We start from the raw sequence: 13628 nt of genomic DNA on the forward strand, positions 1-13628 counted from the left end.
AATGGACAACCAACGCGGTAGCAGCTCGGACGTCTACAACCTACGCGGTAGGCCAGCGTACTCCCGCCACTGCCACAGTCATAGGCTTCCCTGGCATTCGTCAGGGCGCACCGCATCGAACCGGTAGAAGGACAGGACACCCATGCCCAAAACCAGTCGGTCGGTGAAGGTGCTCGTCGTCGACGACCAGATACTGATCCGGGCCGGCCTGGTCGCCCTGCTCCAAGCCGCACCGGGTATCACCGTGGTCGGCGAGGCCGCCGACGGAGACGAAGCGGTGATGAAGGCCGCCGCGACACGGCCGCAGGTGATCCTGATGGACATCCGCATGCCCGGCACCGGAGGCATCGCCGCCACCCGGGAAATCCTCGCCGCCGCCGACGACGAACCACCCCGCATCCTCGTGCTGACCACCTTCGACCTCGACGAGTACGTCTACGACGCGCTCCGGGCCGGTGCCAGCGGCTTCCTCCTCAAGGACACCCCTCCCGACCGCCTGCTCGCCGCGATCGCGGCCGTGGCCGGCGGCGACATGCTCTTCACCCCCAGCGTCGTCCAGCGACTGGTGGAGGCATTCGCTGGTCGTACCGCGCCGGAGCCGAGGGAGCTGCCCACACTCGACGTACTCACCGCCCGGGAGCGGGAGGTGCTGAAGCTGGTCGGCAAAGGCCTGGCCAACGCGGAGATCGCTGAGCAGTTGGTGATCGCCGAGGCGACCGTGAAGACCCATCTGAACCGGACCATGGCCAAGCTCGACCTGAACAGCCGGGCGCAGGCGGTCGTCCTGGCGTACGAGTCCGGCCTGGTCCAGCCCGGCGCAGGTGCGCCGGGTCCGCTCAATCGGCCCGGCCAGGGCCAGTAGGAGTCGACCGGGCGACATCCGTGTTCGCCGGGACGTCCATGTTCGCCACGACGTCCACGTCCTCCACGACGCCTGTGTCCGCCGGGATGGCCGGAATGGCCGGGACCGGCAGGGTAAGCGTGACGAGGAAACCACCTGCCGGTCCGGGACCGGCCTGCAGGCTCCCGCCATAGAGCGCGGCTCGCTCCCCCATGCCGACGAGACCGTGACCGGTCACCGGCCCAGGGGTGGCACCCGGACCATCGTCGGAGACCTGCATGGTCAGCTGTCCCGGCTCGCCGTAGTCGAGTCGCACCACCGCCTGGGCACCACCGGCGTGCTTGAGGACGTTGGTCAGGGACTCCTGGACGATGCGGTAGGCGCACAGATCGGCCCCCGACGGCAGCGGGGCGGCCGTACCGACGACCACCACCCGTACCGGAACACCGGCACTCCGCACCCGCTCGACGAGTTCGTCGAGCCGGGCCAGCCCCGGTGCCGGGGCATGGCTCCGGCCCTCGCCATGCCGATCGGTCTCCGGGACTCGGAGCAGAGCGAGCATCCGGCGCATCTCCTCCAACGCCTCGTGGCTCGTGTCGACGATGGTGTCCAGCGCCCGGCCGGTGGTCGCCAAGTCACTGGAGAGTACGTACCGGGCCAGGTTGGCCTGCACCGAGACGACAGACACATGGTGGGCGACCACGTCGTGCAACTCCCGGGCGATCCGCACCCGTTCCGCCACGACCGCACGGTGCGCCCGGTCCTCCCGTTCCCGGCGGAGTTGCTCGGTCAGGTCGAGAAGGCGTTGGTTGCGATCGGCCAGTCGCCTGGCCCCGGTACCGAACAACCACGCCACCGCGGTCGACACCAGCGCCTGGGCGAGCGACGACCACACCGTGTACGACCCGATCGCCATGCCGCTGGAGAAGAGCACCCCGGCCGTCACCGCCACCCCGACCAGGGTCATCCGGGTCGAGCGCATCGCGGCCACCGTATACAGCGCCAGCAGCGGTCCGTAGACGTTGTAGCTGGGTACGTAACCGAGGCTGAAGAACCAGGTCACCGCAGCGCAGGAGGTCAGCAGTACGAGCATCGGGGCTCGGCGACGCAGCGCGAGCGGAAGGTTGGCCAGACAGGTCAGTGCCAGAGCCACCGTGTCGAACTCGCGGAACCCCGGCGTGTGGTAGTCCCGGCCCAACCAGGATGTCACCACGATTATCCCCGTGGCGATCGCCCCGTCGACGAGTATCGAGGGCACATCGGACAGCCGCTGCCGCAGTTGGTCCCAGGTCAGCACCCACCGATCCTAGTCAGCACGACCCTCGTGGTAGCGGGCTACAACATCGGCGGTATTGACCGGTATCGCCGGACTCTGGTTACCTCCCTTGCATCGGGCGCAGCCGGTGCCCGTGACCATCGAACGGGGGCGCGATGAGACGTACGGTGAGGTTCGGCCTGGCCGGCCTGCTCGCGGCGGCGGTGGTGACCGGGCTGCTCGCGGGAGCGCCGGTCGCCGCCCAGGCGGCAACGCCGGTAACCGGGGCGGTGTTCAACAATCCGAAGGGGACGACGGCGCAGAAGTACGCCATCGTCAACCGGATCCGGGAGCTGATCCAGGGCTCGCCCAGCGGCTCGACCATCCGGGTCGCGATCTACAACACCACCGATCAGAACATCACCGCCGACCTGGTCGCGGCCCTGGACCGGGGAGTCAACGTACGGGTGGTCGTCGATGCGGACCGGGCCGACGAGACGGCCGCTGCCACCCTGATCTCGGAGTTGGGCACCAACCGGGCCAACCCGTCCTGGGTGGTGGTCTGTACTGCGGGCCGGGCGTGCATCGGCAACCTCAATACGCCGATCATGCACAACAAGTTCTTTCTCTTCTCCAGCACGCTGGGCGCCTCGAACGTGCTGGTGCAGTCGTCGGCCAACCTGAACTGGTCCAACAGCGAGCGCTACTGGAACAACGCGGTGCAGCTCGTCGGCCACAACGAGATCTACAACAGCTACGTCAGCTACCACACCGATCTCGCGGCCAAGGTGAAGAACAACGACTACTACCGGACGAAGTCGGTCGGGTCGGTGAAGTCGTACTTCTTCCCCCGCGCCGGGTCGGGTGCCAGCAGCGACACCATCGCCAACGCGCTCAGCGAGAACGTCACCTGTACCGGCAACACCAACACCGGTACGGGCACCGGCCGGACCATGATCCGGATCGCCATGTGGTCGATCACCCGGGTTGAGGTCGCCAACGTGCTTCGCGCCCTGGCCAACCAGAAGTGCTGGGTGGACATCGTCTACGCCGAGTCGACGCCGGAGGTGCTGGCGGCGCTACGCCATGACCGGATCATGGTCTACAAGCTCAACAACGCCGACGGTTACCTGGTGCACTCCAAGTACATGGCGATCGAGGGCACCTACGCCGGGGTCAGGGACACCAAGCTCGTCTTCACCGGCAGCCACAACTGGAGCTACTCGGCGCTGCGGGAGAACGACGAGGCGCTGCTGCGGATCACCTCGAACTCGATCCACGACGCGTACCGGTCGAACTTCTGGTCGCTGCGTACCGCCGCTGGGGGCTGATCACCGCCGGTTGGCTACCGACCAGGGCGGGTGCGCGGGCCTCGGGGGGCCGCGCACCCGCCCTTCCGCTTCGCCCGCTGCCGGCACCCCGCCAGCGGGAGGGGGCAAGTTACCGGACGCGGTTTCCTGTCCCTACGGTCGGACGTCGGTCACGGTGGTCGAGTTCCTGTCCCTACGGTCGGACGTCGGTCACGGTGGTCGAGTGGACCGTGACACCGAGCGTGCCCGTCTCCACGCGGCCCTGCTCGTCCACGGTGAACCGCCACTGGTCGTGCGGGCTCTCCCCGAGGGCCACCACCGCCCAGGGGTTCTGCGGTCGCGAGACCAGGGCGGCCACCTGGGCGGCCTCCTGCTCGGTCGGGGTGTCGGCGAGGATCAGCACGCCCGGCCCGAACCAGTCGGCCAGGTGCCCCTGACCGTCGATCTCGATAAGCGCCTCGCTGGTGCTGCCGACCGAGACGAGCCGAGCATCCATGTCCGCGTCCACCACCACCTCGCCGAGCCCACTGACCACCACTTGGACCTCCTCCGACCAGGGACTGACGACGAGTTGGTTCGCCCAGGCCAGGGCCAGTTCCTGAGCGGTCGTCTGGTGCCCGCCGACGCTGATCAGCCCGCTGGCCGCCCCAAGCTCGACCAGCTCCTCGTGGCCATCCCAGGTGCCGAGGGTGACCAGGCGCGGACAGGGTACGTCGATGTCCCACCTGGTGGGTCGGTCCCGAATCACCCCGAGCGGCGCGTGCCAGGTCCGGCCGGACCTATCGGCCGTCCACGGCGCGACAGCCTGCTCATCGGGGCTGGACAGCCGAAGGGTGACCAGTTCGTCGTCGAGGCTGATCCCCTGGATGCGGGGAACTCCCTGACCGGCGGCCGCGCACTCGGTCCCCAACACCCGCAGTGTCTGGTCGATCATGGCGGCAACCGTGGTACCGAGGAGCCGGGGACCGCCTGGGGCCGCGTTCCTACGGGGCCGTCGCGGCCGACCCTGGCCACCGTTGCTCCCGGATCTGCGCCACCACCACCAGACGCCGGCAGCCACCACAAGCAGCAAGGCCAGCACGATGGCCAGCGCGATCCACACGATGGAAAGCTTGCCGTCTCCCTGGGCTGCGGATACGGTTCGCGCCACAGCCGGATCGACCGAGGGCAGGGGCGTGGTCGGCGGCGGAGTCCCCTTTCCTTCCGGCAACCGACCGTACTGCACGCCATCGCCTACCGCGTCCCATGGCAGGATCAGGTGCCAACCGACTCGTAGCCGGGTGGGCTCGGTGAGCGCGCCGCCGTCCGGCTGCACCCGGCCCGCGTTGAGGTGGTAGAGCTCGTCAGCACGCGACTCGTCGCCGAGGATCCGACCGGCAATGCTGGCCAGCGTCTCGCCGCCCCCCGAACCGGACACGGTGTAGTACTTGACGGAGCGCGTATCGGATGGTGTCTGCCCGGCCGAGATTCCCGGTAGCGGGATCTGGAGTCCGAGGATGGCCAACATCAGGGCCATGGCCAACAGGGGCAGTCTTCGCCGCGTCGTAGGCACGACATCCTCCTCAGCCGAGCACCCGACGCTCGGGGTATGACCGACAGCAGCCGATGGCCTGATCCCCGAACCGCTCACACTGGTCGGAATTGTCAAGGACCCGATTCCGCGCCGCGCAACTCTAGCGGAGCATCGCCCGAGCCGGACTACTCGGGTTTACCCCGCCGACAGTGCCTCCGGATCACCGTAGCCTGGGCAATCAGGAGTGGGTCGCCCGTTATCCTCCCACTGGCACAGGATCCGATGCGGTCGCATGTCGTGTCCGATCTGGCGACACCATCCCCATATGGTCCGGGCCGCTGTGCGGACAGCAAGGACGACCGAAGGGGTGCCACCGATGAGCCGGCCCAAGAAACCCGCGCTGCGCGCACGCTGGCGTACGGTGTTGGCCGCCATCATCCTCGTCGTCGTGGCAGGTGCCGGTACGGCGGTCGTCATGGCCACACTGGGCAACAAAGAGCAGACTCCCCTACCCGGCGTGGCGGTGCCGCCCGGATACCTTCGACCGATCACCGAAGCCGCCGGATCCTGCCCGACCCTGACTCCGGCGAAGCTGGCCGGACAGCTCATGGCGGAGTCGCGATTCGTCGCCGACGCGACCACCGCCCGGGCGGGACGTGGGCTGGCTGGACTGACCGACGACGAATGGCGTACCTGGCAGCCCTGGTCGGGCGTTGACCAGGGCGACGCCGAGGCGAGCGTCTTCGCGCTGGCGCACTACCTCTGCCACCTGATCGGACAGGTCCGTGAGGTGAAACTTGAGGGAGAGGTATGGCCACTGGCAGTGGCCGCCTACCACTCGGGAATGCCGGCAGTGATCTCGGCCAACGGTGTCCCGGACGGAGCGCGAGACTACGTGGTCCGGACAGGACGGTACGCGGCCTGGTACGCGCTCAATACGGGCTTCAACGAATCGGCGCTGCTGGCCGCCGGTCCCGAGACGACCGCGACCGCTTCGCCCCGAAGCACCCCTTCACCCAAGGCGTCATCCTCACCCAGCAACGTCGTGTCTGCCTCGCCTAGCTCGTCACGCCAGGCCACACCACGCGGATCATCGACCGGCGGCTCACTGGTCAATGACGAGTACCACAGCTGCCTCACCGCCAATCCACCGCGAGACGGCACGCGCCTGATGCTCGCCAAGTGCGACGGCTCACCGGCCCAGTCCTGGGAGCCCCGACCGGACGGAACGATCCGGGCCTCGGGTCTGTGCATGGACGCCGCCAACGCCGGACAGGTGGACTTCACCCCGGTGCAGGTCGCAGTATGCCAGGGCAATCCGGCGCAGCAGTTCCTACTCATCGACAAGCGGATCTACAGCATGCACGCCGACAAGTGCGTCAACATCCACTACAACCCGGGGGAAGGTACGACGATCGTCCTCTTCTCCTGTCTGAGCCAGTCCAACCAGTTCTTCCGGCTCCAGAAGCGCTGATGCTCCCGAAGCCGAGGATCGCTGCGTTTCGGTCCGGACCGCAGTGGGCTCAGCGAGTCGACTCCACTCGCTGGTAGTGCGCATCCGCTTCGTCGGGTCGGCCGAGCGCGATGGCGAGGTCGCCGAGGTAGCCGGCCACCGGACCGAAGCTGAGCACCCCGCTGCCCGCCCCGGCCAGTTCGTCGGCGGCCGGGAGGAGTTCGGCGTAGACGTCCGCCAGCGTGGCACGGTCGTCGAGCGCGAGCGCGGCCCGGGCGGTGAGGCAGAGTCGGGCCTCGCGGAGCAGGTCGTACGGGGATTCCGGGCGGGTACGCAGCGCGGTCAGCGCCTCGACGCGACGGTCGGCGGCCAGCAGGACCAGCGGGCGCACCCAGGGTTCGTACGGCCCCCAGTCGGTCCCGGCCCACTCGTCCGGGTTTACCGCCGCGGACCGGTCACCGGACAGCCGCAGCGAGAGCAGGGCGAGGGGAAGCAGTCCCTGCTCCAGGCCGGGCATTCCACCCCGGGGTAGGCAGGCGTCCGCTGCCCGATACGCGGCTTCCGCCTCGCCGAGGTGTCCTCTGATGGACAGGCGCAGGGCGGCGTACCACCGGGTGAAGACGCCGACCAGTGGTAGGTCGTACTGCTCGGCGAGCCGGTCAACGATGCTCGCGTGGGCGTCGGCGGCAGCGAGGTCGGCGAACGCGCAGTGTGCCTGGAGCAGGATGAGGTGCCCGAGCACCTCGAAGGTGACCAACTCGTGCCGGGCAGCCAGGTCCACCAGTTCGGCACCGATCCGGGCTCGGGCATTGGCCAGCCCGGTGCGCTCGAAGGTGTGCATGAATCGGGCGTTGAGCGCGAAGGCCAGCAGGGCGGGGTGGCCGGTCTGACGAGCCAGCGTCTCCGCTTCCTGCGCCGCCCGGCGCCCGTGCTCGGTCGTGGTGCCCCGCAGTTCCAGGGCGAGGGTGCTCAACAGCCGGCTACGTTGCTCCGCCTCGCCCTCGGGCAGACCAGCCAACACGCGTCCGGCCGCCTGGACGATCCGCCGGGAGAGCTGTTCGTCATCGTTGCGGGTCCAGACGGCCGGCACCTCGAAGGCGGCGAGCACGCTCGCGGTCAGATCGGCCTCGTCGATCCGCTCGGCCACCGTGATCGCCTCGGCCCGGTGGCGACGCGCCTCCGCCAGGCGACCGGTCACGGCCAGCGCCCGGCCCAGGCCCATCACCGCCGTCAACCGTCCGGGTACGTCGTCGCCGCCGGCCCGGTCATACGCCTCGACCGCCTGCTGCCACCGACGGGCCGCCTCGTGCGGGTTGGACCGGCGCTCGGCCTGTTCGGCGGCGACCCGCGCGTAGCGGGCGGCGCGGGGTGCGGTGGCCCGGCTGGCGGCCTGGGTGAAATGGTGGGCGAGGGCGGCGACATCGTCCGGGTGTAGCCGTGCCAGGACCTCGCCGACAGCGGCATGCCAACGGCTCCGGCGTACTGCCGACAGGTCGCCGTACAACGTGTCACGCACCAGGATGTGGGTGAACCGAAGCTGCTCGCCGACGCCCTGCCCGGCCAGGAAACCGCCGGGGTCGGCTTCGGTCAGGAAACCAGCCTGTACGGCGCAGTCCAGCGCGTCGAGCACCGCCGGATCGTCGCCGGCCAGGGCGGTCAGCACGTCCGGGTACACGTCCCGGCCGATCACCGCAGCCTGCCGCAACAGTGTCTGTGCCGCGTCCGGCAACTGGGCCAGGCGATGCCGGATAACGTCCCGCACCCCCGCCGGGACCTGCTCCAACGCCGCGCTGCCCTCGGCTTCGAGCAGCCGCGCCAACTCCCGTACGAAGAAGGGGTTGCCACCACTGCGCCGGTGGATCCGTCGTACCGTCGAGGCGTCCGGGTCCGGCCCGGCGATGCTGCGGACGAGTTCCCCGGTCGCCGACTCGGAGAGTCCACCGAGATAGCTGCGGACCGGCTCGGTCCGGGCGAACCGCGCCAGGGTGGCCGTCAGACCCGGGGTGATCTCGGTGGCTCGGAACGTGCCGACGACCAGGACGGGACCGGTGACCGGTGCCGGCTCGCCGAGCAGGGCGACCAACAGGTCCATGGTGTCCTCATCCGCACGGTGCAGGTCGTCGAGGACCAGTAGCACCGGTCCCCGCTCGGCCACCGTCGTGACCAGTGACACGACGGCACGATGCAGCCGGAACCGGGCCACGGCGGGATCCTCGATCCTGCCAGGGTCCCCGCCGCCGGGGTCCCCGCCGCCAGCCGGAACCGTCCCGACCGGTTCCGCCGGTGCGGTCAGGATGTCGGTGATCTGCGTCCACGGCCAGGCGACGGGTGCCCCCTCGTACTCGGGGCTGCGGCCCCACGCCGTCGTCCAGCCGTCGGCCGCCAGTCGTTGGGTGAGCGCCTCGGCCAGCGCGGTCTTGCCCGCCCCCGCGTCCCCGGAGATCAGGACAAGGCCGGGGCGACCGACGCGGGCGACCTCGTCGGCCGCCTGTCGCAGGCGGCCCAACTCCTCGTCCCGACCGACGAACGGACGTGGTCCCACCGGTGCTGGCGGCGGCTGTCCGGGACCTCCGGTGGGCCCCGGACCGGCCTCGGTCGGTGCCGCCGGTGCCGTCGGTGCCGTCGGTGCCGTCGGTGCCGTCGGTGCCGTCGGTGCGGTCAGGGTGAGGTGCGGGGCCTGGGCGAGGATGTCTCTCTCCAACTCGCGCAGCCGGGGGCCGGGGTCGACGCCGAGTTCCGCCACCAGGGTCTCGCGGGCCTGGCGTAACGCGGCCAGCGCCTCGCCCTGGCGACCCGCGCGGTACCGGGCGGTGGCCAACAGCCGCCAGGCGTCCTCGCGCAACGGATAGGCGCTGACGTGGGCGGACAGGTCGGAGGCCGCCTCGGCGGCCCGCCCCAGCGCCAACAACGCCTCGGCCCGTCGCTCGACGGCCAGTATCCGCAGTTCGTCCAGCCGGTCGATCTCGGCGCGGGCCCACCCTTCGGTGGCCCACTCGCCATACGCGGGTCCCCGCCACAGCGCCAACGCGTCGTCGAGGCAGCGCAGGGCGGGCCCGGCCGCGCCCGCTGCCAACAGTCGGGCCGACTCGGCGACCGCCGCCTCGAACCGCCACGCGTCCACGGCCTCCGGTGCCGCGCGTAACGCATAGCCGGGTGGGGCGGTGACCAGCAGTCGGGCCGGCTGCCGGGGCTGCCGGTCGGGCTCCACCGCCCGTCGCAGATCGGCCACGAAGGTACGGATCGCCGCCACCGCGCCCTCCGGTGGCGTCGTCCACAGGTCGTCGACCAGCCGGTCGACCGGCACGACCCGGCCACGCGCGATCAGCAGGCGGGCCAGCACCGTACGGTGGCGTGGGCCCTTCAGCGGGACCAGCCCGCGTGCGTCCACCGCCTCCAGCGGACCGAGTACGCCGAAGGCCACCGCCGGGGTCGCCGCCTGCCTGGTCATGGCATCCAATCTAGGCAGGCCGCCGGTGTCGGCTCACGGGCATCCGCTGGACGACGCGCTGCCTCCGGGCACTCATCCGCTGGACGACGCGCTGCCTCCGGGCACTCATCCGCTGGACGACGCGCTGCCTCCGGGTACTGATCCGTTGCTGATCCGCTGCTCATCCCCGCCGGCCAGGCTGGGTGTCGTAAGTGCAGACCCGATCCGACCGAGAGGTTCCCATGACCACCAAGATCAGCGGATTCGACTACCGGCGTGTCCCCGTCGCCGACGGCGTCACGCTCAACGTGGCGGTGGCCGGTTCCGGCAGCCCGATCGTGCTGCTGCACGGTTTCCCGCAGACCCACCTCATGTGGCGACATGTCGCCGCCGACCTCGCCACCGACCACACCGTGATCTGCCCCGACCTGCGCGGCTACGGCGACAGCGACAAGCCCACCGACCCCGACGGTACGGCGTACGCCAAGCGGACCATGGCCGCCGACATCGTCGCGTTGGCCCGGCACCTGGGACACGAGCGGTTCGCCCTGGCCGGGCACGACCGGGGCGCCCTGGTCGCGATCCGCGCCGGCCTGGACCACCCGCAGACGATCACCCACCTGGCCGCGCTCGACGTGCTGCCGACCCTCGACACCTGGGACGTCATGCAGGGCGTCAGCGCCGCCGTCGGCTTCCACCTCTACCTGATGGCCCAACCACCCGGCCTGCCGGAGCAGTTGATCAGCGCCAGCGCCGACGCCTTCTTCGGCCATTTCCTCGACATCTGGACCCAGAATCCGGACGCCATCCCAGCCGACGTACGGGAGGCGTACCTGACGGCCTCCCGTAACGCCGTACCCTCGATCGTCGCCGACTACCGGGCCACGGCCGGGATCGACGTCACGCACGATCAGGTCGACCGGATCGCCGGCAACCAGCTGCGGATGCCGGTGGCCGTACTGCAGCAGGACTGGGGTGCGGCCCTCGGCTACGACGCGGCCCAGCTGTGGCGGGCGTGGGCCCCGGACCTGGACCACCGTACGGTCAGCTGCGGTCACTTCATGGCCGAGGAGGCTCCCGCCGAGGTCGTAAAGGCGCTGCGCACCCTCCTGACCAGGTAGCTCCGGGTGTACCCGACTATCGAGGGCTTTCCGCGGCGAAGGTCCGGCGCAGCCAGGCAAGCTGCTCGACCTGGTGGTCGGCTTCGCCGCCCTCGTGGTCGTTGAACTCGTAGATCCGCAACTCCTTCTCGCCGCCGTAGCGGTGGTAGGCGGCGAAGCAGGTCGAGGGCGGGCAGATCTGGTCCATCATGGCGATGGAGAAGAGCGCGGGCGCGGTGGCCCGGGGGGCGAGCACCGCGGCGTCGAAGTAGGACAGGGTGTGGAACACCTGGCTGCCCCGGTTCCGGTGCAGCTTGAGGTATTCGACGATCTCCGTGTAGGGGGCGCGACCGGCCACCTGCACGCCCCGCCGGAAGTCGCTCAGGAAGGGCACGTCGGGCATGACGGCCGCGACGTCCGGGCAGAGCGCGGCCACCGCCAGGGCCAACCCCCCGCCCTGGCTGATGCCGGTGACCGCGACCCGGTCACCGTCGACGGCCGGATGCTCCCGCGCCGCCTGGGCGAACCGTACGGCGTCCGTGATCACGCGACGGTAGTAGAAGTCGTCGGGGTCGGTGATGCCCCGGGTGAGGAAGCCGGGAACGGTGCCAGCCGGGTACGGGTGCGGGTCCGGGGTGCTGCCGGAGGCGGCACTCCAGCCCTGACCACGGGTGTCCATGATCAGGTGGGCGAAGCCGGCCGCTGCCCAGAACAGCTTCTCGTGCGGCCGTCCCCGGCCCCGGCCGTATCCCAGGTATTCGACGACGCAGGGCAGTGGCTGGTCGGCCTGCGCGGGCAGGTGCAGCCAGCCGTGTACGGGTTCGCCGGCAAACCCGGCGATGGTGACCGCGAAGGTACGGATCTGGGTGAGACCGGTGTCGACCGGCTCGTACGTCGCCTGACCGGGCTGGTCGGCGGTGAGCGTACGGGCCCAGAAGCCGTCCAGGTCGACGGGAACGGTCAGTTCGGGCCGGTACGCCCAGCACTCGTCCAGGGTGAGATCGGTCAGAGCCACGACAGAGCCTCCTACTGCGTACTGGTTACGCTTTTGCTGTGCCGTCGGCAATGGCGGCGTCGGTGACAGCGGCGTCGGCCACGGCCTGCGCGAACCAGCCGGTGATGGTGGTGGGGTGGGTGATGGCGGTGCCGACGACCACGGCCCACGCACCGGCGCGCAGCGCCTGCGCGGCGTGCGCCGGGGTGTGTACCCGCCCCTCGGCGACCACCGGAACGTCGACCGCTGCCGCCAGTCGGGCGACCAGTTCCAGGTCCGGCCCCTCGCCCTTGGTGGTGTAGGCCGTGTAGCCGGCCAGTGTGGTCCCGACCAGGTCCGCGCCCGCCTGAGCCGCTGCCACCCCTTCGTCGAATGTGGAACAGTCGGCCATGACCAGGGCACCGGTCTGCTCGTGCACGGCGGCGATCGTCTCGGCGACGGTCCGACCGTCGGGCCGGGGCCGGGAGGTGGCGTCGAGCGCCACGATGTGGGCACCGGCCCGAGCGACGGCTACGGCATGGTCGAGCGTGGGCGTGATGAAGACGTCGTCGTCGCCGTCCTTCCACAGCCCGATCAGTGGCAGGTCGACCGCGTTCCGGATCGCGGCGATGTCGTCGAGTCCCTGGGCGCGGATACCGGCGGCACCGCCCCGGGCGGCGGCCAGCGCCACCCGACGCATCGTCTCCGGGTCACGCATCGGCTCACCCGGGTACGCCTGACACGACACCACCAACCGGTGGCGAAGCTGCTCGATCAGCGGGTTCATGACACGACCTCCCAGGCGAGCGCGGCGGCCCCGAGGACGGGGGCATCCGACCCCAGTGCCGAGGCCAGGACGGGTACGGCAGCCAGGCCGGGCAGGGCCTCAAGCCGTACCGCGTCCCGTAGTGCCTGCCACCAGGGCTCGCCGAGGCCGGTGACCCCGCCCCCGATGACGACGGCGTCGGGGTCGAGCATGTTGACCAGTCCCCCCACGGCGGAACCGACGGCGGTCCCGCCCAGCCGGATCACCTCGCTGGCCGGCTCGTCTCCTGCTGCCGCGAGCGCGGCCACGGACCGTAGGTCCTCGACCGGCTGTCCGGTCCGTCGCGCGTACTCGTCGGCGAGACCGGGCCCGGCCGCGATCGCTTCGAGGTGTCCCCGGCCGCCGCAGGTGCAGGGCAGCGACCCGGCGTACGGGGAGGGTTGGTGACCGGCGTGGCCGGCGGCGGAGTGGGCCCCGGCGAGCACGGTGCCGCCGATGACGAACGAGGCACCGATGCCGGTGCCGACCGCGACGAAGAGCACCGTCTCGCATCCGGCGGCGACGCCGTGGCGGGCCTCACCGAGGGCGTGCGCGTGCACGTCGTTGATCACCGTGACCGGCAACCCCAGCGCCTGGTGCAGGCTCCCGCGCAGGTCGGTGCCGGCCCACCCGGCCAGTACGTCGGTGGCGGAGAGCACCCGACCGGTCGTACGGTCGATCACCCCGGCACTGCCGACGCCCAACGCCCGGACGGTGGTCCCTGCTGCCGACCTTGCCCGCAACTGGTCGACCAGGCCGGCGGCGGTGTCGAGTACAGCGGACGCGCCGACCCGGCCGGGGGTCGCGGCGGTGAGCCGGTCGACCACCTTCCCCTGCCTCGTCACCAGGGCAGCCGTGGTCTTGGTGCCGCCGATGTCGAGCGCCGCAACTACCTCCGTGGAAGCGGCGGACGCTACGGAACCGGTTCGCGGCGAGCTTGCCTCGGGCATG

Annotated in this window: 10 protein-coding genes; 4 read left to right on the forward strand and 6 right to left on the reverse strand. The window is 70.6% G+C overall.

The genetic code is table 11. The features are described 5' to 3' along the window. The first annotated feature begins 142 nt into the window (after positions 1-142). Positions 143-862, forward strand: a complete 720-nt coding sequence (locus FHR38_RS12725; RefSeq protein WP_184534867.1) for a response regulator — start codon at positions 143-145, stop codon at positions 860-862. Here FHR38_RS12725 and FHR38_RS12730 read toward each other — a convergent pair. Further along, positions 837-2138 carry a sensor histidine kinase gene (locus tag FHR38_RS12730; protein WP_184534868.1) on the reverse strand — a complete coding sequence of 434 codons (1302 nt, stop codon included), beginning with the start codon at positions 2136-2138 and terminating at the stop codon, positions 837-839. The two genes, FHR38_RS12725 and FHR38_RS12730, sit on opposite strands and share 26 nt — an antisense overlap. A 134-nt stretch (positions 2139-2272) precedes the next feature. On the opposite strand from FHR38_RS12730, the gene FHR38_RS12735 reads away from it, so the two are divergent. After that, the gene (locus FHR38_RS12735) at positions 2273-3427 is read left to right on the forward strand and encodes a phospholipase D-like domain-containing protein (RefSeq protein ID WP_184534869.1); all 1155 of its coding nucleotides are present in this window, start codon (positions 2273-2275) and stop codon (positions 3425-3427) included. A 172-nt stretch (positions 3428-3599) separates the two neighbouring features. Here FHR38_RS12735 and FHR38_RS12740 read toward each other — a convergent pair whose 3' ends face one another. Beyond that, positions 3600-4958 (reverse strand): LysM peptidoglycan-binding domain-containing protein, encoded by a 1359-nt coding sequence (locus tag FHR38_RS12740; protein ID WP_184534870.1) that lies wholly within the window; start codon positions 4956-4958, stop codon positions 3600-3602. Between the two features lie 337 nt (positions 4959-5295). Between FHR38_RS12740 and FHR38_RS12745 the strand changes: the two genes are divergently transcribed. After that, positions 5296-6393 (forward strand): ricin-type beta-trefoil lectin domain protein, encoded by a 1098-nt coding sequence (locus FHR38_RS12745; RefSeq protein ID WP_184534871.1) that lies wholly within the window; start codon positions 5296-5298, stop codon positions 6391-6393. 49 nt (positions 6394-6442) lie between these two features. On the opposite strand, the gene FHR38_RS12750 is transcribed toward FHR38_RS12745, so the two are convergent. Then, positions 6443-9820 (reverse strand): ATP-binding protein, encoded by a 3378-nt coding sequence (locus tag FHR38_RS12750; protein WP_184534872.1) that lies wholly within the window; start codon positions 9818-9820, stop codon positions 6443-6445. A gap of 221 nt (positions 9821-10041) precedes the next feature. Between FHR38_RS12750 and FHR38_RS12755 the strand changes: the two genes are divergently transcribed. Then, positions 10042-10920 (forward strand): alpha/beta fold hydrolase, encoded by an 879-nt coding sequence (locus FHR38_RS12755; protein WP_184534873.1) that lies wholly within the window; start codon positions 10042-10044, stop codon positions 10918-10920. Between the two features lie 16 nt (positions 10921-10936). Here FHR38_RS12755 and FHR38_RS12760 read toward each other — a convergent pair whose 3' ends face one another. From FHR38_RS12760 to FHR38_RS12770, 3 genes are read right to left on the reverse strand one after another with little or no spacing between them, the layout of a single operon-like run. Beyond that, on the reverse strand, positions 10937-11914 hold the full coding sequence (locus FHR38_RS12760) for an acetylxylan esterase (RefSeq protein ID WP_184534874.1): 978 nt from the start codon (positions 11912-11914) through the stop codon (positions 10937-10939). A gap of 25 nt (positions 11915-11939) precedes the next feature. After that, on the reverse strand, positions 11940-12659 hold the full coding sequence (locus FHR38_RS12765; protein ID WP_184534875.1) for an N-acetylmannosamine-6-phosphate 2-epimerase: 720 nt from the start codon (positions 12657-12659) through the stop codon (positions 11940-11942). Next, positions 12656-13627, reverse strand: a complete 972-nt coding sequence (locus FHR38_RS12770; protein WP_184534876.1) for an ROK family protein — start codon at positions 13625-13627, stop codon at positions 12656-12658. Before FHR38_RS12770 ends, FHR38_RS12765 begins: the two co-directional genes overlap by 4 nt. Position 13628: the final 1 nt, after the last annotated feature.

It is taken from the genome of Micromonospora polyrhachis, assembly GCF_014203835.1.
Taxonomy (GTDB): domain Bacteria; phylum Actinomycetota; class Actinomycetes; order Mycobacteriales; family Micromonosporaceae; genus Micromonospora_H; species Micromonospora_H polyrhachis.